The organism is Actinocrinis sp. (assembly GCF_035650855.1).
GTDB lineage: Bacteria > Actinomycetota > Actinomycetes > Streptomycetales > Catenulisporaceae > Actinocrinis.
Genome location: NZ_DASRGV010000298.1, coordinates 1 through 25,563, shown reverse-complemented (window position 1 = coordinate 25,563; position 25,563 = coordinate 1). Strand labels below are relative to the sequence as shown.

20 protein-coding genes are annotated in these 25,563 nt (G+C 69.7%); 11 read left to right on the top strand and 9 right to left on the bottom strand.

The annotated features are described in order from the left end of the window. The 4 genes from VFB40_RS21405 to VFB40_RS21390 form a co-directional block, all read right to left on the bottom strand. Positions 1-1,170: GAF domain-containing protein (locus VFB40_RS21405; protein ID WP_324853414.1), on the bottom strand; the 1,170-nt coding region annotated here is incomplete at its 3' end. 44 nt (positions 1,171-1,214) lie between these two features. After that, a complete protein-coding gene (locus VFB40_RS21400; protein WP_324853412.1) occupies positions 1,215-1,994 on the bottom strand; it encodes a 3-hydroxybutyrate dehydrogenase in 780 nt (259 codons plus the stop codon). 142 nt (positions 1,995-2,136) lie between these two features. Then, on the bottom strand, positions 2,137-3,423 hold the full coding sequence (locus tag VFB40_RS21395; protein WP_324853410.1) for an MATE family efflux transporter: 1,287 nt from the start codon (positions 3,421-3,423) through the stop codon (positions 2,137-2,139). 149 nt (positions 3,424-3,572) lie between these two features. Next, positions 3,573-4,394, bottom strand: a complete 822-nt coding sequence (locus VFB40_RS21390; protein ID WP_324853408.1) for a class I SAM-dependent methyltransferase — start codon at positions 4,392-4,394, stop codon at positions 3,573-3,575. Between the two features lie 278 nt (positions 4,395-4,672). Between VFB40_RS21390 and rpsA the strand changes: the two genes are divergently transcribed. The 6 genes from rpsA (at position 4,673) to uvrB (ending at position 12,672) form a co-directional block, all read left to right on the top strand. Further along, the gene (rpsA, locus tag VFB40_RS21385; protein WP_324853406.1) at positions 4,673-6,163 is read left to right on the top strand and encodes a 30S ribosomal protein S1; all 1,491 of its coding nucleotides are present in this window, start codon (positions 4,673-4,675) and stop codon (positions 6,161-6,163) included. Between the two features lie 187 nt (positions 6,164-6,350). Beyond that, positions 6,351-7,019, top strand: coding sequence for a dephospho-CoA kinase (coaE, locus tag VFB40_RS21380; protein WP_324853404.1), 669 nt, complete (start codon positions 6,351-6,353; stop codon positions 7,017-7,019). Between the two features lie 183 nt (positions 7,020-7,202). Beyond that, positions 7,203-8,294, top strand: a complete 1,092-nt coding sequence (locus VFB40_RS21375; RefSeq protein ID WP_324853402.1) for a decaprenyl-phosphate phosphoribosyltransferase — start codon at positions 7,203-7,205, stop codon at positions 8,292-8,294. Further along, the gene (dprE1, locus tag VFB40_RS21370; protein WP_324853400.1) at positions 8,284-9,717 is read left to right on the top strand and encodes a decaprenylphosphoryl-beta-D-ribose oxidase; all 1,434 of its coding nucleotides are present in this window, start codon (positions 8,284-8,286) and stop codon (positions 9,715-9,717) included. Before VFB40_RS21375 ends, dprE1 begins: the two co-directional genes overlap by 11 nt. Before the next feature lie 15 nt (positions 9,718-9,732). Continuing rightward, a complete protein-coding gene (gene dprE2, locus VFB40_RS21365; RefSeq protein ID WP_324853398.1) occupies positions 9,733-10,491 on the top strand; it encodes a decaprenylphospho-beta-D-erythro-pentofuranosid-2-ulose 2-reductase in 759 nt (252 codons plus the stop codon). Between the two features lie 78 nt (positions 10,492-10,569). Then, complete coding sequence (uvrB, locus tag VFB40_RS21360; protein WP_324853396.1) at positions 10,570-12,672, top strand: excinuclease ABC subunit UvrB; 2,103 nt, start codon at positions 10,570-10,572, stop codon at positions 12,670-12,672. 122 nt (positions 12,673-12,794) lie between these two features. Here uvrB and VFB40_RS21355 read toward each other — a convergent pair whose 3' ends face one another. Further along, the gene (locus VFB40_RS21355) at positions 12,795-13,226 is read right to left on the bottom strand and encodes an NUDIX hydrolase (RefSeq protein WP_324853394.1); all 432 of its coding nucleotides are present in this window, start codon (positions 13,224-13,226) and stop codon (positions 12,795-12,797) included. Between the two features lie 97 nt (positions 13,227-13,323). Then, on the bottom strand, positions 13,324-15,303 hold the full coding sequence (locus tag VFB40_RS21350) for an ATP-binding SpoIIE family protein phosphatase (RefSeq protein WP_324853392.1): 1,980 nt from the start codon (positions 15,301-15,303) through the stop codon (positions 13,324-13,326). A 655-nt stretch (positions 15,304-15,958) separates the two neighbouring features. Between VFB40_RS21350 and VFB40_RS21345 the strand changes: the two genes are divergently transcribed. From VFB40_RS21345 to VFB40_RS21325, 5 genes are all read left to right on the top strand, one after another. Beyond that, positions 15,959-17,044, top strand: a complete 1,086-nt coding sequence (locus tag VFB40_RS21345; RefSeq protein WP_324853390.1) for a TerC family protein — start codon at positions 15,959-15,961, stop codon at positions 17,042-17,044. A 90-nt stretch (positions 17,045-17,134) separates the two neighbouring features. Beyond that, on the top strand, positions 17,135-18,367 hold the full coding sequence (locus tag VFB40_RS21340; RefSeq protein WP_324853388.1) for a putative hexosyltransferase: 1,233 nt from the start codon (positions 17,135-17,137) through the stop codon (positions 18,365-18,367). A 196-nt stretch (positions 18,368-18,563) separates the two neighbouring features. After that, entirely contained in the window at positions 18,564-19,631 is a 1,068-nt protein-coding gene (locus VFB40_RS21335) for a phosphatidylinositol-specific phospholipase C domain-containing protein (RefSeq protein ID WP_324853386.1), read from the top strand. A 5-nt stretch (positions 19,632-19,636) separates the two neighbouring features. Then, positions 19,637-22,345: a lectin gene (locus VFB40_RS21330; RefSeq protein WP_324853384.1), complete on the top strand. Its 2,709-nt coding sequence runs from the start codon at positions 19,637-19,639 to the stop codon at positions 22,343-22,345. Between the two features lie 85 nt (positions 22,346-22,430). Then, positions 22,431-22,730 (top strand): DUF6401 family natural product biosynthesis protein, encoded by a 300-nt coding sequence (locus VFB40_RS21325; RefSeq protein ID WP_324839567.1) that lies wholly within the window; start codon positions 22,431-22,433, stop codon positions 22,728-22,730. Positions 22,731-22,816: 86 nt separating this feature from the next. On the opposite strand, the gene VFB40_RS21320 is transcribed toward VFB40_RS21325, so the two are convergent. The 3 genes from VFB40_RS21320 to VFB40_RS21310 form a co-directional block, all read right to left on the bottom strand. Continuing rightward, a complete protein-coding gene (locus VFB40_RS21320; RefSeq protein WP_349261578.1) occupies positions 22,817-23,686 on the bottom strand; it encodes a mechanosensitive ion channel family protein in 870 nt (289 codons plus the stop codon). 169 nt (positions 23,687-23,855) lie between these two features. Continuing rightward, a complete protein-coding gene (locus VFB40_RS21315; RefSeq protein ID WP_324853380.1) occupies positions 23,856-25,202 on the bottom strand; it encodes a hypothetical protein in 1,347 nt (448 codons plus the stop codon). 9 nt (positions 25,203-25,211) lie between these two features. Further along, positions 25,212-25,563 (bottom strand): MBL fold metallo-hydrolase (locus tag VFB40_RS21310; protein ID WP_527249207.1); only part of this gene is annotated, 352 nt, incomplete at its 5' end.

Genomic DNA, 25,563 nt, shown 5'->3' with positions numbered 1-25,563 from the left:
CGCGCGCTCCAAGATCCGCTGATCAGCGCTCTCCAGATCCAGTTCGGGCCGCCCGCGCAGCACCAGCGCGCCCAGCCGCTCCTGGCCCGTGGTCACCGCCGCGACCCACAGCCGGCCGGCCGGCAGCGCGCGACCGGTCTTCGCCGACTGCGCCGCGGCCGCCTCGACCGCGTCCCGCTCGTCCGGCTCAAGCAGCCCGCACAGGCAGCGCCCGGTGTCGTCCACGATCGCGACCGAGCCGCCGAGCAGTTCGGCGACGGACGCGGCCAGCTCGCCCAGGCCCGCGCCGCGCAGCAGCAGACCGGTCAGCGCCTCATGGGCTTCCGCGGCGCGCTCCACGGAAGCGCTGTGCGCTTGGATGGTGCGGCTCGCCTCGGCCAGCTCCGCGAGCGCCGCCTTCGTCTCGGCCAGTTGATTCGCCGACTCGATCGCGATCGCGGCATGCGTGGCCAGCGAGCTGAGCAGGGCGATCTCGTCCCGGCTGAACGGCCGGACCCGCCGGTCGGAGGCGAACAGGACGCCGATCACGCGCCCGTTGGACAGCAGCGGCACGCCGAGAATCGCGACCAGGCCTTCTTCGTGCACTGCCGCGTCGATCGAGCGCGTGTGGTTGAACTGGGCGTCGTTCAGGTAGTCCGCTGTGACATAAGGCGAGGCGGTCTGTGCGACGAGGCCGCCCAGCCCCTCGCCCATACCGAGCCGCACCTGTTGGAACTTCGCGGAGACCGAGCCATCGGTCACCCGCATATACGTGTCGTCCGCGGCAGGGTCGTTCAGTGTCAGGTACGCGACGTCTGTGTTCAACAGCTTGCGTGCCCTCACGACGATCGCACGCAGTACCGAGTCCAAGTCGCGCAGACCCGCCAAGTCGCTGGCGGTCTCGAATAACGCGGTCAGTTCCGTCTCGCGCCGCCGCTGTTCACGCAGCGTCGCACGCACGCGCAAGGCAAGCGTCCGGGCTCGCTCCAACCGGGCGATCGCTTCGGGGCCGGCGCCCTCGTCATGCGCGCGGGCAAGCGGGGCGTCGTACTCGACGGCGGAGGCGTCCTGGACCAAGAGGCTGAGAAACGGCAGCTCGGCATCAGCCGCTGTCCCGCCCGAAGCGCTCGCGGCCGCTGCGGCGCTTGCGGTAGGTGTGCCGTTGAGGTCCGTCTTGGCGTTAACGTCCATTGCCGTCTTCCATTCACCCTCGCGCGACCCAGTGTGGTCGGGAGCTACTGCGCGGTCCAGGCCCCGTCGACGGCGAGCGACGCGCCGTTGATGAAGGAGGCGCCGGGGGAGCACAGGTACACCGCCAGCTGCGCGACCTCGGCCGGCTCGATCAGCCGCTTCGTCGCCGACCTGGCCAGCAGCACCTCGCCGACGACCCGGTCCTCCGGTATGCCGTGCGCGGCCGCCTGTTCCGCGATCTGCTGTTCGACCAGGGGCGTGCGAACGTAGCCGGGATTGATGCAGTTCGAGGTCACCCCGCGCGGGCCGCCCTCGACCGCCACCACCTTGGAGAAGCCTTCGAGCGCGTGCTTCGCCGTCACGTAGCCCGCCTTGTACGCCGAGGCGCGCAACCCGTGCACCGAGGAGATGTTCACCACCCGGCCCCAGCCGCGCTCGTACATCCCCGGCAGCGCGCCGCGCACCAGCCGAAACGGCGCCTCGACCATCACGGCCAGCATCCGCCGGAAGGTTTCCGGCGGGAACTGCTCGACCGGCCGCACCACCTGGAAGCCGGCGTTGTTCACGATGATGTCCGCGTCGGCGGCCAGGACGGGCAGCGCGTCAAGCTCGGCCAGATCGACCCCCCGCCCCTCGCCGCCGATCGCCGCCGCCACCTCGGCGGCTCCGGCCTCGTCCAGGTCCACCGCGCGCACCCGCGCTCCGGCCGCCGCGAACGCCACCGCGCACGCCCGCCCGATCCCGCTCGCGGCGCCGGTGACCAGCGCGGTGCGGCCGGTCAGGTCCACCTTGTCGGTCTCGGGCGCCAGATCCACCGTTGTCATGGTCCCGACCGTAGGGTCATGCTGCGGTCACGCGCATGTGGGCGCCCCACATACTCCGATCGGAACCTGTAGGGCGTCGCCGCACGCGGTAACGCAGAGTTCTTTCGTACCGCTGTCACACGCAAGGGCGACAAACCCGAAATCAGGGCGTTGCGGTGACGTACTCGGAGTTCGGCTGCGCCGGGTGCTGCGCGGCGGCGTGATGCCGGGCGAGCGTCGACACGGTGAGACTCACCACCGCGGTGACCGTTCCGCAGCAGGCCGCGGTCCCGATCAGCTGCGTCGCGGTGTGATGCGCGAACCCGAGGATGATCGCGGCCTCGATCACTATCCCGCCGAAGACCAGCCATCCGATCACGTGCGATCGCCGGGCCACCGCGTCCAGCAGCGCCAGCTGCACCAGCGCCTGCGTGGCCCCCGCCAGCGCGAACAGCCAAGCGGCCGAGACGAGGTCGAAGTGCGTGCCTGCGCCGCCGAGGTACTTGGCGCCGAACGCGACGCGGATTATCGGACTGGCGGCGAAGAGCGTGCACGCGACGATGAGCAGCCCGATTCCGACTGAAAGCACCACCGCGGTGGTGAGCGCCTTGCGCCGGGTCTCCGGTACGGCGAGCTTCGGATAGGCCAGCACGCCGACGAACTGCGGTCCGAAATAGCCTGCACGGGTGAACAGCGCGCCTGCCTGGTACCGGCCGAGCACGTCCCCGTTGAAGTAGTGCGCTGCGAGCAGGCCGTCCAGCAGCGAGAGGACGAGTACCGCGCCGAGGCTCCACGAAGCCGTGCCCAGTTCGTGCACGTAGCCGAGCCCGCGCACCAAGTGCGGCTTGCCGACGATGTCCGCCAGTCCGTAGTGCGCTGCCGCCGCCGTCGCGAACCAGGAGGCGGCCACGACGCCCATGATCAGGCCCGGTCGCGCGCCCGCCGCGCCCGCGACGACGCCGGCCAGCAGCTTCGCCCCGTTGAAGCCCACGAACAGGACCGAGAAGGCGCGGAACCGCGAGCTGCCCTGCGCGACACCCAGGTAGCAGAAGATCAACGCGTTCGGGACGAGGCTCAGCGCGGTCCACGCGACCTCTCCCGTCGATACCGCGGGCAGCAGCGCGGACACCGCCGGGGCCAGCGCTGCGAGCAGCACAGTCGTGCCCAGCCCGACCAGCAGCGACCAGCGCACCAGCGGTCCGGTCAGCGCGCGCAGCCCCGGGGCGTCGAGCGGCCCCGCGCTGGCGATCCGGCGCGCCGTGACCGCCTGGATCGCCGTCGCCGGGATCGAGGCCACCAGCGAGATCATCAGCAGCGAGCCGATCTGCCCGTAACCGGTCTGGTCGAGCAGGTGGGCCAGCGCGAAGCTGAAGCCGTAGGACAGCACGCTGCCGACCAGTGTGCCGACGGCCACCAGGAGAGCGTTGTCGGCGGGGTGGCGGCGGGCCATGGGCGGCGCCCCTTCCGGGAAAGCGGTCGCGGGAGGTTCGTGCCTGCCGGTCCCGCGCGTGTCGGCTCAGGACTGTATCCGCACCGCTGCGCCGGTACCAGCCGCCCGGCGCGTACCGGAGCGCGGTCAACGAGGAAGGCAGCGACCGGCTAACGCTTCTCGGTCACGAAGATCGCCGTGCCGGGGACCAGGCGCCCGCGCAGCTTCGACCAGCCCCCGCCCCATCGGTCGTCCATGTCCTCCGGATACTCCGGCTCGACGAGATCCAGCAGCACGAGGCCGGCGGCGGTCAGTTCACGCACACGGTCGCCGAGCGTCCGATGGTGCTCTACGTACGTCGCGACGCCATCCTCGTCCTGCTCCACGTAAGGGCGCCGGTCGAAGTAGGAGTCGCGGATGCGTAGGCCGCCCTCTCCGCCGTCGTCCGGCAGACACCAGCGGAAGGGATGCGTTACCGCGAACACCCACCGGCCGCCTGGCCGCAGCACCCGTGCGACCTCGCGCATCACGGAAGCCGAGTCCGCGACGAACGGCACCGCGCCGAACGCCGAGCATGCGATATCGAACGATTCATCCGCAAACGGGAGGACCGTCGCATCGGCCTGCACCAGGCGCAGCGGCGGCTCGTTAAGGGTTTCGTCGATTCGCCTCGCGTGTTGCAGCTGGCGCCACGACAGGTCGAACGCCACCACGTCCGCACCCTGCTTCGCCAGCCAGCGAGAACACTGCGCCGCGCCGCAGCCGACCTCAAGCACCCGCCTGCCGGATACCGCGCCGAGCAACCGTGCATCGTCCTCGTATAAACCCTCCGGTCCCCACAGGAACCGCGCGTCACCGAGGAACTCGCCATGCTCGTCCTGATACCAGTCCGACGCGCCGTCCCACCACCGCCGATTAGCCCGAACGGTCTCCGAATCTCCCGCCTGACGCCGAGTCACGAACTCGCGCCGGTCCCCACTCGCCTCACCCATGCCGCCGCCCTTCCAAAAGCACAGCCCGACACGCTATCTTGCGGTGGTCCGCACAGCACGCTCATAACGTGTCACCCCACCGTGTATCGGTTCGGTGTGATCGCACCAAGCTCGATTGACCATGGAAGCGTGCGGCCCGTATCCTGGCTGTTGCGCTGCGGACCCGTGTGGCTTCGGACCGAGGGGGCCGCACCGACTTTCGAACCGCTCAGTTCCCGAGTCAGGCTCCGCCGCGTGTGTCATCCGACCACATATCCGTATCCGGAGCCCTTTCCCCCATGACGAGCAGCACCGAGACCGTCCGAACCCCGCAGGTCGCTATCAACGACATCGGTTCGGAGGAGGCCTTCCTCGCCGCGATCGACGAGACCATCAAGTACTTCAACGACGGCGACATCGTCGACGGCACCATCGTGAAGGTCGACCGGGACGAGGTCCTGCTCGACATCGGCTACAAGACCGAGGGCGTCATCCCCTCGCGCGAGCTGTCGATCAAGCACGACGTGGACCCGCACGAGGTCGTCTCCGTGGGCGACCACGTCGAGGCCCTTGTCCTCCAGAAGGAGGACAAGGAGGGCCGGCTGATCCTGTCCAAGAAGCGCGCTCAGTACGAGCGGGCCTGGGGCACGATCGAGAAGATCAAGGACGAGGACGGGATCGTCACCGGCACCGTCATCGAGGTGGTCAAGGGCGGCCTGATCATCGACATCGGCCTGCGCGGCTTCCTGCCCGCCTCGCTGGTGGAGATGCGCCGGGTGCGCGACCTGCAGCCGTACGTCGGCAAGGAGCTCGAGGCCAAGATCATCGAGCTGGACAAGAACCGCAACAACGTGGTCCTGTCCCGCCGCGCCTGGCTCGAGCAGACCCAGTCCGAGGTGCGCCAGACCTTCCTCACCACCCTGCTCAAGGGCCAGTTGCGCAACGGCGTGGTGTCCTCCATCGTCAACTTCGGCGCCTTCGTGGACCTGGGCGGCGTGGACGGCCTCGTGCACGTCTCCGAGCTGTCCTGGAAGCACATCGACCACCCCTCCGAGGTCGTCGAGGTCGGCCAGGAGGTCACGGTCGAGGTCCTGGACGTGGACATGGACCGCGAGCGGGTCTCGCTCTCGCTCAAGGCCACCCAGGAAGACCCGTGGCAGCAGTTCGCCCGCACGCACCAGATCGGGCAGGTCGTGCCCGGCAAGGTCACCAAGCTGGTGCCGTTCGGCGCGTTCGTCCGGGTGGACGAGGGCATCGAGGGCCTGGTGCACATCTCCGAGCTGGCCGAGCGGCACGTGGAGATCCCCGAGCAGGTCGTGCAGGTCGGCGACGAGATCTTCGTCAAGGTCATCGACATCGACCTGGACCGCCGCCGCATCTCGCTCTCGCTCAAGCAGGCCAACGAGGGGCTGACCGGCGACGCGACCGTCGACCAGTTCGACCCGACGCTGTACGGCATGACCGCCTCGTACGACGCCGAGGGCAACTACGTCTACCCCGAGGGCTTCGACCCGGAGACCGGCGAGTGGCTCGAGGGCTTCGACACCCAGCGCGAGGAGTGGGAGCGCCAGTACGCCGAGGCGCAGGCCCGCTTCGAGCAGCACCAGCGGCAGATCTCCGAGGCCCGCAAGGCCGACGCAGAGGCCGCCGCGGCCGGCGGCCCCGCCGCTCCGGGCGAGGCCGCCCCGTCCAGCTACTCCTCCTCGGCCCCGGCCGAGAACACCGGCGCGCTGGCCTCCGACGAGGCCCTGGCCGCGCTGCGCGAGAAGCTGGCCGGCGGCCAGAGCTGAACAGACGGCTCACCGCACCGCGGTAGCTGACTGAGCGTTGAATCGGGCGCTTGAGGGAATCCTGGCGATTCCCTCAAGCGCCCTTCGGCGTTCCGCGGGCAGTGTGCCGCTCGAGTCGGCCTCTGACGGCTCGTCTGGCCGCGCTCACCACCGCACCCCGGGATCGTGTTCAGTAAGGTGAGGCCCCATGAGTGAGGCACGAACTGTCCTGGTCGGACTGACCGGCGGCATCGGCGCGGGCAAATCCACCGTCGCCCGACTGCTCGCCGACCGCGGCGCGTTGATCCTCGACGCGGACGTCGCCGCCCGCGAGGTAGTCGCTCCGGGCACCGAAGGCCTGGCAGCCATCGTCAAGGAGTTCGGCGATGCGGTACTCGCCCCGGACGGCGCCCTAGACCGCGCCGCTCTTGCCAATGTCGTATTCGCCGATCAGAGCCGGCGTGCGGTACTGAACGGCATCGTGCACCCGCGTGTACGCGCCTGGATGGCCGAACGGGTCATGACCGCTCCCGAGGGCTCCATCGTCGTCCAGGACATCCCGCTACTGGTCGAATCCGGACTGACCAGCCTGTTCGAACTCGTCATCGTCGTAGACGCAGCGGACGCGGTACGCATCGCGCGGCTGGTCAGCGACCGCGGCATGACCGAGGCGGAAGCGTCCGCGCGTATCGCTGCGCAAGCCCCACGTGAACAGCGCCTCGCCGCCGCCGACGTGGTCATCAACAACGACGGAACACCCGAGCAACTCGCCGATCAAGTGGCAGCGCTCTGGGACAGGATCGTGACATTACGCGGCACGCCCCGGGAGATCTCGGATGACGTGCGGAAAGAGCCCGGCGACGCCGGCTCGGCCTAGTCGGCCGAGTGGGGCCGACGGCCCCGATCCTGATAACCTCCGGTAGCCGTCTGTCCAGGCAGGACCGCGCGAACGGACGGACCGGGGCGCGGCGTCAGACCCCGACGAGACTGTGTTTTCGCCCCGAGGTCCCCCGGCGGTGCTCCCGCCGTCGGCCGGACCGATCAACCTTGGGAGGGTGACGTGGTGACGATTCCCGCGCGGCAGCGCAGCCGGTCCGCGACCGCCTCCTCCGACGGCGCGGCCGAACCGGACGACGACGAGGGCGGCACGGTCCAGGTGACCGGCCCCGACCCCGGCGTCGGATCCGCGTCTTCGGCGGACGACGGACCGGCCGAACCCACACTGCTTCCGGTCCCGCTGGGCGTCCAGCACGCCGGCCCGGCGCCGGCCCACGGCGTGAAGCTGGTGCGCGCGCTGGTGCGCGAGGCCAGGCCCAAGCAGTGGGTCAAGAACTTCCTGGTGCTCACCGCCCCGCTGGCGGCCGGCCGGATCAACGAGTCCGCAGTGCTCAGCGCGAGCGCCATCGCGTTCGCCGCGTTCTGCCTCGCCGCCGCGGCCGTGTACTACGCCAACGACGCGCTCGACGTCGAGGCCGACCGGATGCACCCCAAGAAGCGGCACCGGCCGATCGCGGCGGGCCTCATCCCCATCCCGCTGGCCTGGGGCATGGTCGTCGTGCTCTCCGTCGCCGCGCTCGGCGTCTCGCTGGCCGCGAACCCGGCGACCGCCGCCGTGATAGCGGTCTACCTGGCCATGCACCTGTCCTACAGCGCCTGGTTCAAGCACATCCTGGTCCTGGACCTCGCGCTCGTCGCCGGCGGCTTCCTGCTGCGCGCGATGATCGGCGGCGTCGCGGCCGGCATCGGGCTGTCCCAGTGGTTCCTGCTGACCACGGCCTTCGGCTCGCTGTTCATGGTGGCCGGCAAGCGGCACTCCGAGATGATCCTCATGGGCGAGGCCGCCGCCACCACCCGCAAGTCCCTCGCCGCGTACTCCGAGTCGTACCTGCGCTTCGTCTGGCAGATGGCCGCGGGCCTCACGATCCTCACCTACGCCCTGTGGGCCTTCAACCTGAGCCAGCACACCTCCGGGGTGAACTGGCACGAGATCTCGATCGTGCCCTGGTCCTTCCTCTTCCTGCGCTACGCCATGTTCGTCGACGCGGGCAGCGCCGGAGAACCCGAGGACGTCCTGCTCGGCGACCGGGTGATCATGGCCATCGCGGCGATCTGGCTCGCCTGCTTCGCATTGGGAGTGTTCTATGCCAGCTGAGCAGTGGTCCACCGGCGCCGGGCAGGGAGCGCTGCTCGCCCGGCCGGGCGCGGCAGACGCGGCCGTCGGCTCCGAGGAGGGCCCGCAGCTGCTCAGCGGCTGGGGCCGCACCTCGCCCACGGTCGCCGAGGTCCTCCGCCCGCGCACCCGGGAAGAGGCCGCCGAGGCCGTCGCCACCGCCGGACCGCGCGGCGTTATCGCCCGCGGACTGGGCCGTTCCTACGGCGACCCCGCGCAGAACGCCGGCGGACGCGTGCTCGACCTCACCGGGCTCAACCGCATCCTGTCCGTTGACCTGGAGACCGGGCTTGTTACCGCAGAGGGCGGCGTCTCACTGCATGCCCTGATGCGCGCGCTCGTGCCCTTCGGCTACTTCGTGCCGGTCACGCCCGGAACGCGGTACGTCACCGTCGGCGGCGCGATCGGCAGCGACATCCACGGCAAGAACCACCACGCCGACGGCTCCTTCGCGCAGCACGTCACCTCGCTCGACCTGCTGCTCGCCGACGGCTCCGTCCGCACGGTGACCCCCGAGTCGGACCCGGAGCTGTTCTGGGCCACGGCCGGCGGCATGGGCCTGACCGGCATCGTGCTGTCCGCGACGATCCGCATGGTCCCGATCGAGACTTCGCGCCTCGCGGTCGACACCTTCAAGCTGCCGAACCTCGACGCGCTCATGGAGAAGCTGGCGGGCACCGACGCCGACTACCGCTACACCGTGGCCTGGATGGACTGCCTGGCCAAGGGGCCGAAGCTCGGCCGCGCGCTGCTGGACTGCGGCAACTTCGCCACCCTGGACCAGCTCCCGGCCAAGCACCGCGGCGAACCTCTGGCGTTCTCCGCCAAGCCGATGGCCTCCACGCCCGACCTGTTCCCCTCCGGCCTGCTCAACCGGCGCACCATCGCGATCGCCAACGAGGTCTGGTACCGCAAGACCCCGGCCACGCACCACCACCTGGCCACCATCGGCGGGTTCTTCCACCCGCTCGACGGCATCCGCGACTGGAACCGGGTCTACGGGAAGGCGGGCTTCGTCCAGTACCAGTTCGTCGTCCCGTTCAGCGCGGATGTGACGTTCCGTCGGATGGTCGAGCGGATCAGCCGAGTGCAGGCACCGTCATTCGTCTCCGTGCTCAAGCGCTTCGGCAAGGGCTCGCCCGGCTATCTCTCCTTCCCCGCGGAAGGCTGGACGCTGGCGCTCGACTTCCCGACCGGCACGCCCGGCCTCGACCGGCTGCTCAACTGGCTCGACGAGCAGGTGCTGTCCGAGGGCGGCCGGGTATACCTCGCCAAGGACGCACGCCTGGCGCCCGCCAATCTGCCCGCCATGTACGCGCGCCTCGACGACTTCCGCGAGGTACGTGCCAAGGTGGACCCGCACGGGGTGTTCGTCTCGGACCAGTCCCGCCGGCTGGCTCTCTAAGGAAGCTGACAGACCATGAAGGACGCGCTCGGTTCCGCCCAGTCCCTGCTCATCCTGGGCGGCACCTCGGACATCGCGCTGGCCACCGCCCGCCGGATGGCAGCGGGCAAGACCAAGCGGATCGTGCTGGCCGCCCGCCCCTCGGAGCGCCTCGACGCGGCGGCCGGGGACCTGCGCGCGTACGGCGCCGAGGTGGAGACCGTCGCCTTCGACGCGGCGCAGGTCGAGGAGCACGAGAAGACGCTCGGCGCGGTCTTCGCCGCCGGTGACGTCGACGTCGTGCTGCTCGCCTTCGGCGTGCTCGGCGACCAGGCCAGCGACGAGCAGGACCCGGTCGCCGCCGCGAAGGTCGCGCAGACCAACTACGTCGGCGCGATGTCCTCCGGCCTGGTGTGCGCCAACGCCCTGAAGAAGCAGGGCCACGGCTCGCTGGTGGTGCTCTCCTCGGTCGCCGGCGAGCGCGCCCGCAAGGCCAACTTCATCTACGGCTCCACCAAGGCCGGCCTCGACGCGTTCGCGCAGGGCCTCGGCGACTCGCTGCACGGCAGCGGCGTGCACGTCATGGTGGTGCGTCCCGGCTTCGTCGAGACGAAGATGACCGCGGGCATGGAGAAGGCCCCGCTGTCCACCACCCCGGACGCGGTCGCCGACGCCATCATCTCCGGGCTGCGCCGCGGCGCCGAGATCGTCTGGGTCCCGGCCGCCCTGCGCTACGTCATGTCCGGACTGCGGCACCTGCCGCGCCCCGTCTTCCGCAAGGCCGCCCAGCGCTGACCAGCGCGTCCGCCACTTATCCACAACCCGCGCCAAACACCTCCACACTTGTCAGCGGCTCCGTCTACCGTTGTATCCATGACTCGACCGTTGACCGACCTTGAGCGAAAAGTGGCGCCCTTCGAGGTCGTCAGCGAATACAAGCCGTCCGGAGACCAGCCCGCCGCCATCGCCGAGCTTGAGCAGCGGGTGCGCGCGGGGGAGAAGGACGTCGTGCTGCTGGGCGCGACCGGTACCGGAAAGTCCGCGACCACGGCCTGGCTGATCGAGAAACTGCAACGCCCGACGCTGGTGATGGCGCCGAACAAGACGCTGGCCGCGCAGCTCGCGAACGAGTTCCGCGAGCTGCTGCCGAACAACGCCGTCGAGTACTTCGTCTCGTACTACGACTACTACCAGCCCGAGGCGTACATCGCGCAGACGGACACGTACATCGAGAAGGACTCCTCCGTCAACGAGGAGGTCGAGCGGCTGCGGCACTCGGCCACCAGCTCGCTGCTCACCCGGCGGGACGTGGTCGTGGTCGCGTCGGTGTCCTGCATCTACGGCCTGGGCACGCCGCAGGAGTACGTGGACCGGATGATCCGGCTCAAGGTCGGCGAGGAGTACGGGCTCGACCGGCTGCTGCGCAAGCTGGTCTCCATCCAATACAGCCGCAACGACCTGGCCTTCACCCGCGGCACCTTCCGGGTGCGCGGGGACACGGTCGAGGTGTTCCCGGTGTACGAAGAGCACCCGGTGCGCATCGAGCTGTTCGGCGACGAGGTCGAGCGGCTGATGACCCTGCATCCGGTCACCGGCGAGGTGCTGACCGACGACGCGGAGCTCTACATCTTCCCGGCCACGCACTACGTGGCCGGCCCGGAGCGGATGGCCCGCGCGGTCGAGGGCATCGAGGCCGAACTGGCCGACCGGCTGGCCGAGCTGGAGCGGCAGGGCAAGCTGCTCGAAGCGCAGCGGCTGCGCATGCGCACCACCTACGACCTGGAGATGATGCGCGAGGTCGGGTTCTGCAACGGCATCGAGAACTACTCCCGGCACATCGACGGCCGCGAGCCCGGCAGCGCCCCCAACACCCTGCTGGACTTCTTCCCCGAGGACTTCCTGCTGGTCATCGACGAGTCGCACCAGACCGTCCCGCAGATCGGCGCGATGTACGAGGGCGACGCCTCGCGCAAGCGGGTCCTCGTCGACCACGGGTTCCGGCTGCCCTCCGCAGTCGACAACCGCCCCCTGCGCTGGGAAGAGTTCGTAGAACGGATCGGCCAGACCGTCTACCTCTCCGCCACCCCCGGACCCTACGAGCTCTCCCAGGCCAGCGGCGTGGTCGAGCAGGTCATCCGGCCGACCGGCCTGATCGATCCCGAGGTCATCGTCAAGCCGACGCAGGGTCAGATCGACGACCTGGTCCACGAGATCCGCACCCGGGCCGACCGGGACGAGCGCGTTCTCGTGACCACGCTCACCAAGAAGATGGCTGAGGACCTCACCGACTACCTCCTCGAACTTGGCGTCAAGGTCCGCTATCTGCACTCAGACATCGACACGCTGCGCCGGGTCGAGCTGCTGCGCGAGCTGCGCCTCGGCGTCTTCGACGTGCTGATCGGTATCAACCTGCTGCGCGAGGGCCTCGACCTGCCAGAGGTCTCGCTGGTCGCGATCCTCGACGCCGACAAGGAGGGCTTCCTGCGCAGCGGCACCTCGCTGATCCAGACCATCGGCCGCGCCGCGCGAAACGTGTCCGGCCAGGTCCACATGTACGCCGACAAGATCACCCCCGGCATGGCGAAAGCCATCGACGAGACGAACCGGCGGCGGGCGAAGCAGATCGCGTACAACGAGGAGCGCGGCATCGACCCCACCCCGCTGCGCAAGCGCATCGCGGACATCACCGACTCGCTGGCCCGCGAGGACGCCGACACCAGGGAACTGCTCGGCGGCGCGGGACGGCAGCAGTCGCGCGGCAAGGCGCCGGTCCCGGGCGTCGGGTCCAAGGGCGGGGTGTCGACGCTGGACTTCGTCGGAAAGCCGGCCGAGGAGCTGGAGGCGCTGATCGAGGACCTCAGCGCCCAGATGCACGCGGCGGCGGCCGAGCTGCGCTTCGAGCTGGCCGCGCGCTTCCGCGACGAGATCGGCGAACTGAAGAAGGAGCTGCGCGGCATGCGCGCCGCAGGAGTCTGACGTCGGCCCGAGGAGGCTGCGTCGCGTGCCTGACCCCAACGGGAGCTTCGCGGCGATTGCGCCGCCGGAGTCTGACGCCCGTCACCGGCGCGGATCACGCGGCCTCAACCGAATAAGCGGTCTCAGTCAAAGAGGCGGCCGAGCAGCGCGCTCTGCCCGGCCGCCAGGACGTGGGCCTTCCGCAACGGAGTCCAGAACAGCTCGAACCGGATCGGCTCTCCCTTGCCGTCGCCGCGCTCCCAGCCGGTCCAGCGCTCGGGCAGCTCCGGGGCGTCCACCGACAACTGAAAGAAGAACCTGACGTACGTGGCGTCGGCGTAGGGTCGCGCGTCGTACTCGGTCACGCCAAGGAAGCGCTCGATGTGCAGACCGTCCAGGTCGGTCTCCTCCTGCGCCTCGCGCAGCACGGCGTCTTCAGGTAGCTCGCCCGGCCGCACGGAACCTGCCGGGACCTGAAGTCCCGACTCGAACGGCGTCGCGTCATCGGCATGCGTGAACACGAGCAGCCGATCTTCGCGCACGATGTACGCCATGACCTTCAGTAGTCTGTCCATCGGGACAGGCTACGAAATACCAACCCTGCGACGCATCGCAGTATCCGCGCGTCCGCGACCCGTCGATGCGGGCGTCCGCCGTCCCGCGCCGATCGGCCTATTCGATCGGGAGCGTGAACCAGACGATCTTGCCTGACGCGGTGCGTCGGTGTCCCCATTTGCCGGACAGCTCGTTGACCAGCAGGATGCCTCGGCCGCGTTCGGCGGGCGCGGACAGCTCCTGCAACTCGGGCGGAGTGCGGGTCTGGTCGCAGACCTCGCACAGCAGCGCGCCCTCGTCCCGCTGCAGGCGCAGCCTGATCTCGCCGCCCGCGTGCTGGATCGCGTTCGTCACCAGCTCGCTGACCAGCAGCTCGACCGTCTCGGTGAAGGCGGTCAGCGACCAGGCGGCCAGGGTGTCGCGCACCAGGCGGCGGCAGTGCGCGACCTGCCTGGGCTCGCCGGGCAGCCGCCACGCGGCCGACCGGTCGGGCGGCAGCGGATGCACCCGGCTGATCAGCAGCGCGATGTCGTCCCGGTCCTTGGTCAGGTCCAGTTCCTTGACCACCTGGTCGCAGATCTCCTGCAGCGGCCGGCCCGGATCGGCCAGGTTCGCGCGCAGCAGGTTGAGCCCGGAGTCGATGTCACGGGCCTTGTTCTCCAGCAGCCCATCCGTGCACAGCACGAACAACGAGTCGTCCGGCAGCTCGATGTCGAGCGTGCCGAAGGTGCCCATCGCGCCGCCGAGGCCGAGCGGCAGGCCGGGGGCGACCTGGTGCAGCACCTCGGTCTTGCCGTCCGGGCGCACCACCAGCGGCGGCACGTGACCGGCCCGGGAGATCGAACACTGCTGCGTCGCCGGATCGTAGACCGCGTAGACACAGGTCGCGAACAGCGAGTCGTCGATGTCCGGCATCAGGTCGTCCAGGTGCGCCAGCACCTCGGCGGGCGGCAGATCCACCGCCGCGAGGGTCCGGACCGCGGTGCGCAGCTGGCCCATCACGCTGGCCGCCTGGGTGCCGTGGCCCATCACGTCGCCGACCACCAGCGCGACCCGGCCGCCGGACAGGGCGATCACGTCGAACCAGTCGCCGCCGACCACCGCCATGTCGCTGCCCGGAAGGTAGCGGTGCGCGATCTCGAGGCCGGCCGGGGCGGACAGCTTGGTCGGCAGCATCGCCTTCTGCATGCTGATCGCCGTGTGACGCAGCTGGTCGTGCAGCCGGGCGTTGTCCATCCAGATCGAGGCGCGCGCCGCCACCCGCTCGATCGAGGCGATCTCCGCAGGGCAGAACCCGCCGCGCGCCGGATTGCGGGAGAACAGCATCACCCCGAGCACCCGGCCGCCGACGAGAAGCGGGGCGTAGACCGCGGGACGCCCGGCGAGCAGCTGGTCGACGTCCGAGCCGTCGGCGCTCGACGGAAGGGAATGCATCGTGTCGATGATCACTTCATGCGACCGCATCGCCTTCACGCAGGGCGAATGCTCCGGCACCACGGTGACCCGTCCGACCGGCCAGGCCGCGCGCAGCCGCTCGGCCAGTGTGGCGTCCCAGGCGCTGAACGCCAGCCTGACCAGCCGGACCGGCCCGTCGCGCGGCTCGGAGGCGCCGGCGCCGCTCAGCACGCTCTCGCGCAGCAGGATCGAGGCGTGATCGGCGAACCCGGGCACGACCAAGTCCACGACCTCTTGCGCGGTGATCGCCGGATCCAGCGTCGAGCCCACCCGCACGGCGAGTTCGTCGAGCGGATCCCAGCCCCCGCGGCCCCGGCCGGCTCGCTCGCCCAAGGAACCGGGGAGGCCGTCCCGCTCGGCGTTCTCGTGCGCGAATCGGTCGCGGTGAAACGCGGCTTCCGTGCTCCGAGGGCTGGCGGATTCGCCTTCGGCGTTCTCGTGCGCGAATCGGTCGCGGTGAAATGCGGCTTCCGTGCTCGGAGGGCTCGCGGGTTGGCCTTCGGCGTTCTCGTGCGCGAACTGACTGTCCGTCGGATGCGTCTCGAAATCGGCCTGGTCCGTCGCCTGCGCCTCGATATCGGCCCGATCCTCGATGGCAACGTTTCCCGCCCCAGCCGCGTCGCCTGGCGGCTGCGCGGCCATGTCGTGGGACGGCTGGCTTTCGCCGCGTCCTCGCGCCGCGCTTCCGGCACGCCGGCCGGACCCGGCCCCGTCGCGCTCACCGCCCCTCGAGCCGCCACGGCCGCCCGGTCCGGCCCTGGTCGCGCCCACCTCGGGGGGCGTCGCGCGGTCGGGCCGCCCGCCCGCCAAAGCCGTCCGGACCGTGCTCTCCATGCCGTTCACGCCCACCTGCCCTCCGCCCGGTCTTCGTCGCGCCGCCGGACGGGTTCGCCGACGTGCTCCGGGCCCGCGGCCGTGCTTGCCCGGTAGAGTTCCCGGCCCGCGCATAGCGCACAGTCCCGGGACGCCGCAGCCGCGGTCCGATCCGGCGTCCTCCCGCGGTCCGCCGCCGCGCGTCCGCAGCCAAGAGTAGGCGGCCGGTTGCTCCGCGTACGCCGAATGGCCGATTTCTTCACCCGGGCGGATGAAGGGCCGCCCCTCGCGCACCTGTGCGAGAATGGATCTGCAAGGAGGGGAGTACTCCCTGACCCCAGCGGTGACGTCCGTCAACACGACCGGCGTCGCGGGCGTCGCAAGCGGCGCCGCGGCCTCGATCCGGTGTCACCGGCCCCGCAGCGGCGGGGTGGAGGAGACCTCCGGTGATGACTGACGTCCAAGTCCGCCGGAGGTATGCGCAATGTCCGTTTCCCTGTGGGTCTGGGGAGCCACCCTGATCGGCCTGCTGGCCGTGCTCGCCCTCGACCTGTTCGTCGTCGGCCGCAAACCACACGCCGTATCGCTGCGCGAGGCGGGGACCTGGGTCGCGCTGATGGCCGCGCTCGCGGTCAGCTTCGGCATCGGGCTGAGCCACCTCGCCGGACCGACCTACGGCGGCCAGTTCTTCGCCGGCTGGATCACCGAGTACAGCCTGTCGGTGGACAACCTCTTCGTCTTCGTGATCATCATGGCCCGCTTCAAGGTGCCGCGGGAGTTCCAGCACCGGGTGCTGCTGATCGGCGTCCTCGTCGCGCTGGGGCTGCGCGGCGTCTTCATCGGAGCCGGCTCGGCGATCGTCTCGACCTTCGACTGGGTGTTCTACGTCTTCGGCGCATTCCTCATCTACACCGCGGTCAAGCTGGCCGCCGGACACGAGAGCGGCCCGGCGCAGGAAGGCGCCGCGAAGGGCGCCGACAGTGGAAAGTCCGCCGACGCCGGAACGTCCGCCGCGCCACGCGAGAACGGCCTGGTGCGACTCGTCCGCAGCTTCTACCCGACGGTCGACGACTACCACGGCACCGCGCTGACCGCGCGCATCGCCGCAGACGGCCACGAGAACACCGGCGCCGCCCGCTCCCGCCGCGCGCTGACCCCGATGGCCCTGGTGATCCTCGCGATCGGCGCGACCGACGTGCTGTTCGCGCTCGACTCGATCCCCGCGGTCTTCGGGCTGACTCAGCAGGCTTACATCGTGTTCACGGCAAACGCCTTCGCGCTGCTCGGCCTGCGGCAGCTGTACTTCCTGATCGGCGGCCTGCTCGACCGGCTGGTGTACCTGTCCACCGGCCTGTCCGTGGTGCTCGGCTTCATCGGGTTGAAGATGATCGTCGAAGCGCTGCACGGCTCGGGGATCGAGCACCTGGGCCCGATCGCGCTGCCGACCGTGTCCATCCCGTTCTCGCTCGGCGTCATCGTCGTCACTCTCGCCGTGACGACCGTGCTGAGCCTCACCGTCGGCCGCCGCCGGGCGCCCGAGACCGCCTCCGCGACCGGCCCTGAGCGCTGACCGGCTCGCGGGCCGAGCGGGGTACGCTGCTATGATCCGCCGGTTGACGAGGCGGAAGCGCCAGGGGGCAGGGCGAAGGGACGGCTGAGCGTGAGCGGCACCGTGGTGGCGACGGACGACCAGGCTTCGCCCGGCGGCCCGGCGCCGGCCAACGCGTCCTGGCCGCGCTCCGCGGCGCGGCGGGCCCGCAGATCCGCGTCCCGCGCGTGGCCCGCGGTCGGCCTGTACCTCGCCATCCGGCTGGTCAGCACCGCGGTCTTCGCGATCCTCTCCGCAGGGCACGGATACGCTCAGCGCGGCCTGTTCGTGTTCGTCGACTCCGGCTGGTACCGGCTGATCGCCGAGCACGGCTACGACACGCACATCGCCAAGTTCGGCTCGCCGTTCCCCTTCTTCCCGCTGTATCCGGGGCTGATGCGGCTGGGCCACGACGTCACCGGTCTGAGCGCGGACGTCGTGGGCGTCATCATCACCTGGATCGCCGCCGCGGCCTGCGCCTGGGCGCTTTTCGAGATCGGCCGGCTGGTCCGCGACGCGCGTACCGGGGTGATCTTCGCGGCGCTCTGGGCGCTGCTGCCCTCCGCGGTCATCGAGGGCGCCTCGTACGCTGACACGCTCGCCATCTGCCTGTCCGCCTGGGCTCTCTACACGCTGCTGCGCCGCTGGTGGGTCGCCGCCGGCATCCTGGCCTTCTTCGCCGGGCTGACCAGGCCGACCGCGAACGCGCTCGTCGCCACGGTGTGCCTTGCCGCGCTCATCGAGCTGATCAAGCGCCGGGGTCACCTGCGCGACGACGCCTCAGGCGGCGCTGCCTGGCGCCCGTGGTTCGCGCTGGTGATCCCGCCGCTCGGCATGATCGCTTACCTCGCCTACGTCGCGCACCGCATGGGCAGCCTCACCGGCTATCTCAAGGCACAGAAGCAGTGGGGCACCGGGTTCAGCAACGTGCAGTTCGTACTGCACCGCATCCACGAAGGCATGCTCGGTACCGCGCCCGGCTATCAGAACTACCCGACGCTGATCACCACGGCCGCGCTGCTCATCGCTCCGGTGCTGATCGTGCTGCTGATCCTGCAGCGCGTACCGTGGCCGCTGATCTGCTACACGATCATCGTCGCGGCGATCGTCTACGCGTCGATCCACGTGTACACGGTCGTGCCGCGCGAATTCCTCGCGCTCTTCCCGCTGCTGCTGCCCATCGCCTCCGCGCTGGCGAAGGTTCAGCGTCGGCCGGCGGTGTACCTCGCGCTCGCCGCGCTCGCGGTCGGTGCCGGTTGGTACGCGTGCTACATCCCGATCAACGCCGGCGGCTCGATTCCGTAACCGGCCCCGCTACCGGGCGGCTTTGCAGACTTCTTACCTAAGAGCACGATTCAGGCTCTTGCGTCGCCATCAGAGCTGAACCAAAGTTCACATTCGGTGGCCTTTCCGTCGCCACGCGCGATACCACGCGCATTCACCTGCTCCGCCGAAGCTCCGTTCTGCACCAAGCACTTTCCGCACCCATCAGGAGTTTGGCATGCCCACCCACTCCCGCCGCGCCGCCGCGGCCATGGGCGCCGTCACCGCACTGACCGCAGCGCTGGCCCTGCAGCCGGGCAGCGCTTCGGCCCTCGACGACGGCTCCCTCTCCCTCGCCGCAGCCACCTCGGTCGGCGTGCACAACACGTACGATCAGAGCGCTTACACCTACCTGGACCAAGCGCTCGACGCCGGATCGACCCTCATCGAGCTCGACGTCTGGGTGAACCCGTTCACCCACAAGTGGAACGTGAGCCACAGCAACCCGATCGGCAGCAGCAACAACTGCGTCCAGACCAGCACGCTGGCCGGCGCCTACACCGGCAACCGCAGCCAGAACCTGGACAGCTGCCTCGACGACATCCGGGTCTGGCTCCAGGCGCACCCGGCCGCCAACCCGATCATGATCAAGCTGGAGATGAAGGCCGGCTTCGACCAGACGATCGGTATGGGCCCCGCCGCCCTCGACGCCTACATCAACACGCACCTGGGCAACCTGGTCTACCGGCCGGTGGACCTGCTCACCAAGCCCGACGGCAGCCTGTACCCCGACCTGGACACCGCGGCGAGGGCGGGCAACTGGCCGAGCCGCTCCGCGTTGCAGGGCAAGGCGATCATCGAGGCGATCCCGGGCACCTTCGAGCAGAGCAACCCCTTCGACCACCTGTGGACCGACGTCGAGTACGCGGACTACCTCGAAGGTCTCGCGGCGTCCGGCACGATCTCCAACGCGGAGATCTTCCCGAGCGTCCTGGGCGCGCAGAGCGGCGACCCGCGCACCCGCTACTCGGACACCACGATCCGCCCCTGGTTCGTGGTCTTCGATGGTGACGCAAACACGTACGTCAGCGACGGCAACACCGAGTGGTACAACGCGAACCACTACCTCGTCGTCGCGACCGACGCCTACGACGTCGCCCCGGCGCTCTCCAGCAGCGACCCAGCGCTCGCCGACGCGCAGGCCCGCGTTGCGCTGCTCGCCTCGGACAGCGTCTCGTTCGTGTCCACCGACTGGACCACGGCTCCCGCCGACGGCGTCCTGCCCGACGTTCTTCCGCGAGGCTGACCGCGATGACGACCTCTGCCCGCCGCGCCTTCGCGCGGCCCCGCAAGGTCGCCGTCACAGCTCTCGCAACCGCGCTCGCCACTGCGCTCACTTCGGTGGGCGGGGCGGGCGCGGCCGCGCGTGCGGCGACCACGGCGGCCCCAGTCTCTGCAACCCCGGTCAGCGACCCGGCCGCGCTGGTGAACTCGTTCATCGGCACGACCGGCGACGGCCACGACTTCCCGGGCGCGGACGTGCCTTACGGCATGCTCCAGTGGAGCCCGGACACCTCCTCCCGGCCCAAGGGAGGCGGATACGACTACGGCGACTCCAGCATCACCGGCTTCAGCCTGACGCACATATCGGGACCCGGATGCGACGCCGCCGGAGACGTCCCGATCCTGCCGACCGTCGGCGCGATCGACAGCTCTCCGGGCTCTGATTCACAGTCCTTCTCGCACTCCAACGAGAGCGCGAGCCCGGGGTACTACGGTGTGACGCTCGGCAACGGCGTGAAGACCGAACTGACCACCACGGCGCGCGCCGGCCTCGGCCGGTTCACCTTCCCCGCCACGACGCAGGCGAACCTGATCCTCAAGGTCGCCGACAGCCAGAGCCCGTCGAGCGCCACCAGCGTCAGCGTCCTGAGCAGCACCGAGCTCGTCGGATCCGTGACCAGCGACGGCTTCTGCGAGGCGACGAACCCGTTCACGCTGTATTTCGCGATCAGCTTCGACCACGCGATCACCGGCAGCGGAGCGTACGGCGCCACCTCGACCGGCCCGGCCGGTGAATACGTCACCTTCAATACGGCCTCGAACCAGGCCGTGCTCGCGCGCGTCGGGGTCTCCTACACCTCGATCAGCGAGGCGCAGGCCAACCGGGACGCCGAAATCCCCGCGTCGACCAGCTTCGCCACGGTGCAGGCGGCCGCGTATGCGGCGTGGGACACGCAGCTGGGCAAGATCCAGATCGCCGGCGGAACCCCGGACCAGCAGACCGTGTTCTACAGCGCGCTCTATCACGCGTCGCTGCACCCGAACATCTTCAGCGACGCGGACGGCTCGTACCTGGGCTTCGACCAAGCCGTGCACACGGTCGCGTCCGGCCACGCGCAGTATGCGAACTACTCCGGCTGGGACATCTACCGCAGCCAGGCACAACTCACGGCCCTGATCAACCCGGCCGCCGCGAGCGACATGGCGCAGTCCATGGTCAACGATTACAAGCAGGGCGGCACTCTGCCCAAGTGGGCCATGGACAACGGCGAGACGTACATCATGGTCGGCGATCCCGGCGCGATCGTGCTCGCCGACTACTACGCCTTCGGCGCCAGGAACTTCGACACGGCGAGCGCGCTCTCCGCGATGGTGAGTCAGGCCACGACGACGAACAACGACCGGCCGGGCAACGGATATCTCGACACCTTCGGCTACCTGCCGACCGACAGCATCTACGGCTGCTGCCACGAATACGCCACCGTCTCCACGCAGCTGGAGTACGACTCGGCGGACTTCGCCCTCTCCGCGTTCGCCGGAGCGCTGGGCGACACGGCCGATCAGGCCAGATTCCAGAACCGCGCGCAGAACTGGCGCAACATCTACAACCCGTCCAGCGGGTACCTCCAGCCCCGGCACTCCAACGGCCGCTGGATGACCGGGTTCGTGGCCGACCCGATCACCGGCGGCACCAACACCAACGACTTCGCCGAGGGCGACTCGCTCATCTACACCGGCATGATCCCGTTCAATCTCGCCGGGCTCGCCTCGGCCGAGGGCGGTAACTCGGCGCTGGCCGGCTACCTCGACCACGTGCTGTCCGGCTACTCGGGACTGCTCAGCCTGGCCGGCTTCCAAGCCAACATGGGCAACGAGCCAAGCTTCGAACTGCCGTGGGAGTACGACTACGTCGGCCAGGCCTACAAGACGCAGCGCGACGTTCGCCAGATCCAGGACCAGCTCTGGACGAACGCCGCCGGCGGCCTCGCCGGAAACGACGATCTCGGCGAGATGAGCTCTTGGTACGTATGGTCGGCGCTCGGCATGTACCCGGAGACCCCCGGTACCGCAGACCTCGCGCTCGGCAGCCCGCTGTTCACGCAGGCGATCGTGAATCCGGGCGCGGCGAACCAGATCACCATCAACGCACCCGCCGCGGCCGACGGATCGCCTTACGTGCAGAGCCTCACGTACGACGGCGCCGCTTGGAACAACGCCTATCTGCCCAAGACCGCGATTGCCTCCGGAGCGACGCTGAACTACTCGCTCGGATCGTCCGCGAACACGTCGTGGGCGGCCGCGTCGACCTCGGCGCCTCCGTCCTACGACGGGACCGCGACCTCGTTCGTCACCGAGCCGGTCGGACCGATCACCTCGGGGATCGCGGGCAAGTGCGTGGACGACGCCAGCTCCGGCACCTCCAACGGCACGCACATCCAGCTCTACACGTGCAACGGAACCGGCGCGCAGAACTGGACCGTGGTACCCGACCACACGCTGCAGGTCTTCAACAAGTGCATGGACGTGATCGGCGGCGCCACGACGCCGGGCACGAAGATCCAGCTCTATACCTGCAACGGCACGGCAGCGCAACAGTGGGTCGCCAACTCGGCGGGCCAGCTCGTGAACACCGGCTCGGGCCTGTGCCTCTACGCGAGCACGACCAACAACACCGACCAGCTGCAGATCTACACCTGCACGCCGGGGGCCGCCGACGAGACGTGGACGCTGCCGTGAGACAACTCGAATAGATTCGCCCATTCGAGCTACATGTATTGTTACTCGCTACCTGTTTGCAAGATCGAGGAGGAGTGATCGCGCCGTGACCGACAGTACTTATCCCGGCACGCCCCCGCTCGCCGCGATCTTCGAACAGTTCGGCCGCCGCCTCCCGGAGCTGGCGTTCGAGCCGTGGCTCGTCGCCGCGGTCGACCAGCACGCCGCCGCAGTGCGCGATGTCGTTCACGGGCATCGCTCGCTGCGTGAGGCGCTGTCCGACTACGTACTCGGGTTCACCGATGCTCTGCACGAGATGGGCTGGTTGGCGCACGAAGGGTACGACTTCGCGACCCTGCGCCTGACAGCCATATGCCACTTCATGCGTGAGTACGGTGTTAGTTGAACACAGGGCTAGTTGAGCACAGCGTCAGTTGAACACAGCGTGAGCGCTGCCTGATCGGCAGCGCTCACGCCACATCTCCGCGTAGTTCAGCCCATCGGCGGGTTATCGGGCGACCCCGGCGTCATCCCGGGTCCGCTCTGCCCCATTCCGCCGCTTCCCATCTGTCCGCCGCTGCCCATCTGCCCGGTGCCGCCCGGCATCGCCGGCGTGGGCGTGGGCGCCGTCATCCCAGCCCGCCCGGACATCGCATCGGACCGGCCCTGCTGGTACGCGCTGATCCCGCCAGCCGCGGTGCGCGCGTCGCGCTCGGCGCTGTCCAGCATCCGCTCCCAGCGCTGCCGCATCGGCATCACCAGGCCGCCGCCGACGCCGACCACCACCACGCCGACGATCGCCGCGAGCACCGCCACCAGTATCGGCCCGGTGATCGTGGTCGCGATCCCCGCCTGCCCGAGCGCCGCGATGATGCCGATGCCCAGGATGAACACGGACGCGAGCGTCGCCAGCACATTCCCGTAGGAGAGACTGGAGAGCGCGCTGCCGACCAGGTCACGCACCGCCCGCGCGATGAACGCGGCGACCACCACGATCGCGATCGCGACCAGGCCGCGCGGCAGCCAGGCCACCACGCCGTTGATCATGGTGCTGACCGGGTTCGTGCCGAACACCCCGATCGCCAGCTGCAGCGTGACGAGCAGCAGCGCGTAGTAGACCACCTTGCAGACCAGCCCGGTGGTGTCGTACTTGCTGTTCGCCAGCGCCCGGCTGATCCCGCCGCGCTCGGCCATCCGCTCGAAGCCGACCTTGCGCAGCACCGCGTCCAGCGCCCGCGCGAGCAGCCGGGAGATGAACCAGCCGATCGCCAGGATGACGAGGAAGCCGACGAACTTCGGGATGAATCTGGCCACCGCGCTCCACGCGTCGGTCACGCCCTGGCTGAAGTTGATGGAGGCCATGGGAAGCTGCTGCACGTTTCACCGCCTGCTCTCCGAATCGGGCCGCGCCCGACGCGCGGATTGGCTACACAAACCGTCGTAACACGGTGCGTATAAGCCCTGCGCGCAGGGTGATCCGAATGGGTGTCAGGCAGGTGCCCGGTCGGGGGCCGGGGGCACTGACAGCGCCTCAGCCTTCCGTCGGCGGCGGCTGTGTCTCGCGCTGTCCCGGCTTCTTGCGCATCCGGTAGTGCAGAACCATGAAGGGAAGGCCGAAGACCCAGAACGCGTGCTCCGCGCGCAACTCGCCGTCCTCGACGTACACGTCCAGCTCCTCGGCGAAGCCTTGAACCGCCGCCGTCGTGAGTTCCCGGCTCTCGGCGTCGATGTACGTGAGGTAGTGCCCCGGGTGCTTAAGTTCGCTGCGGCTGCTCAAGATCAGACCACCGCCTGGCCGCGCCCTCGGTGCGAGCGTCGCCGTGAAGCTGGCCTGCGGGAGAGGGAAGCCGACGCTGACGTACCCACGGTCCTCGTGGCGGTACGTCGTGTAGATGCCGATGTAGATCGGCTCGTCGGTGTCCGCGAAGGACCGGATCCAGCCGCGTACCGCGATCACGTCCTCGTCGGGCGCGGAGATGGTGTCGATACGGCTGCGGATACCACGCTGCGTCTCACGCTGGTTCATCGGCACGCTCGCCTGCCCCAGCGGACGCGCCAGCAGGTTGCGGTACAGCAGGTAGCCGGGCCGGACCCACAGCCGCCACTCGGGCACGATGTCGAGCATGAAGCGCGTGGTGTGCTCGTAGAACTCGCGCACCCGTGGATCGACGAGCGCCGGATCGAACTCGGGCCCGGCTAACGCGTCGAGTGATGCGACAATCCCGACGTCCGGGGCGTCGGCGGTGTACGTCCCGCCGAGCACGTCAGCCAGCTCTCTGACGTACCCGGTGCCGACGTACCGGTTCCGCGACTCCAGCGGCACGACGAACGGCAAGTCCTCAGCGTGAACGCGCTCTGCCAGCATGCTGATCTGGGGGTCGCGGAACAGCAGGGCCGAAAGCACCCGGAACGACACCACAGTCGTCGTCGCGACCACGGCGGGCGCCGCCGCCCGCCGCCGCAGCGCGAACGCGCCGCCGACCGCGGCCCCGAGCACCGGCCCCAGCGCCACCTTCTGCGGCCGCAGCCCGAGTGCTCCCGCCGCCGCGCCGCTCACCGTGCCCACGGTCACCGGCCCGGCTCCGGTCGCCCGGCCGGCGGCCCACGCCGCTGGAGCGGTCATCGCGCCGCTGGCCAGGATGCGCGACCAGAGCTCGGGGATCTGACCGGGCTGCTGCCGCGCGCGCGAGACGGCCTCTGCGGCGCCCAGGCCCAACGCCCCCGCAGCAGCGCCCAGAACGCCCGCGCGAAGGCCGCGATGCCCGGCCAGCGCCGCGCCCGCCGCGGCCCCCAGCGCGCCCGCCGTCAGTACCTGTTGTTTCCTGCTCGGCCCCGTCCCGCCGCCGCTTCCGCCGCCCGCCCCACGCTCAGTCGCCACGCGCGTAACCTACCAACCGCGCTGCCGCCACTCCTCCAAATGCGGCCGCTCCGTGCCCAGCGTCGTGTCCTTGCCGTGTCCCGGGTACACCCAGGTCTCGTCGGGCAGGACGTTGAAGATCTTCTCCACGACGTCGCGGTAGAGCGATGCGAACCGCTCCGGATCCTTCTGCGTATTGCCGACCCCGCCCGGGAACAGGCAGTCCCCGGTGAACAGGTGCGGATGACCCTTCGGGTCGTCGTAGAGCAGGGCGATGGAACCCGGCGTGTGGCCGACCAAGTGGATAACGCGCAGCGGGATGTTGCCGACGTTGATCGTCTCGCCGTCGCGTAGGCGGAGGTCGGTATGGACTGGGATACCG

Bases quoted from the DNA above. Each gene is read 5' to 3' on its own strand.
- VFB40_RS21400 (WP_324853412.1), bottom strand. From the start codon at position 1,994: ATGACAACGGTGGATCTGGCGCCCGAGACCGACAAGGTGGACCTGACC.
- VFB40_RS21395 (WP_324853410.1), bottom strand. From the start codon at position 3,423: ATGGCCCGCCGCCACCCCGCCGACAACGCTCTCCTGGTGGCCGTCGGC.
- VFB40_RS21390 (WP_324853408.1), bottom strand. From the start codon at position 4,394: ATGGGTGAGGCGAGTGGGGACCGGCGCGAGTTCGTGACTCGGCGTCAG.
- rpsA (WP_324853406.1), top strand. From the start codon at position 4,673: ATGACGAGCAGCACCGAGACCGTCCGAACCCCGCAGGTCGCTATCAAC.
- coaE (WP_324853404.1), top strand. From the start codon at position 6,351: ATGAGTGAGGCACGAACTGTCCTGGTCGGACTGACCGGCGGCATCGGC.
- dprE1 (WP_324853400.1), top strand. From the start codon at position 8,284: ATGCCAGCTGAGCAGTGGTCCACCGGCGCCGGGCAGGGAGCGCTGCTC.
- dprE2 (WP_324853398.1), top strand. From the start codon at position 9,733: ATGAAGGACGCGCTCGGTTCCGCCCAGTCCCTGCTCATCCTGGGCGGC.
- uvrB (WP_324853396.1), top strand. From the start codon at position 10,570: ATGACTCGACCGTTGACCGACCTTGAGCGAAAAGTGGCGCCCTTCGAG.
- VFB40_RS21355 (WP_324853394.1), bottom strand. From the start codon at position 13,226: ATGGACAGACTACTGAAGGTCATGGCGTACATCGTGCGCGAAGATCGG.
- VFB40_RS21350 (WP_324853392.1), bottom strand. From the start codon at position 15,303: ATGGCCGCGCAGCCGCCAGGCGACGCGGCTGGGGCGGGAAACGTTGCC.
- VFB40_RS21345 (WP_324853390.1), top strand. From the start codon at position 15,959: ATGTCCGTTTCCCTGTGGGTCTGGGGAGCCACCCTGATCGGCCTGCTG.
- VFB40_RS21335 (WP_324853386.1), top strand. From the start codon at position 18,564: ATGCCCACCCACTCCCGCCGCGCCGCCGCGGCCATGGGCGCCGTCACC.
- VFB40_RS21330 (WP_324853384.1), top strand. From the start codon at position 19,637: ATGACGACCTCTGCCCGCCGCGCCTTCGCGCGGCCCCGCAAGGTCGCC.
- VFB40_RS21320 (WP_349261578.1), bottom strand. From the start codon at position 23,686: ATGGCCTCCATCAACTTCAGCCAGGGCGTGACCGACGCGTGGAGCGCG.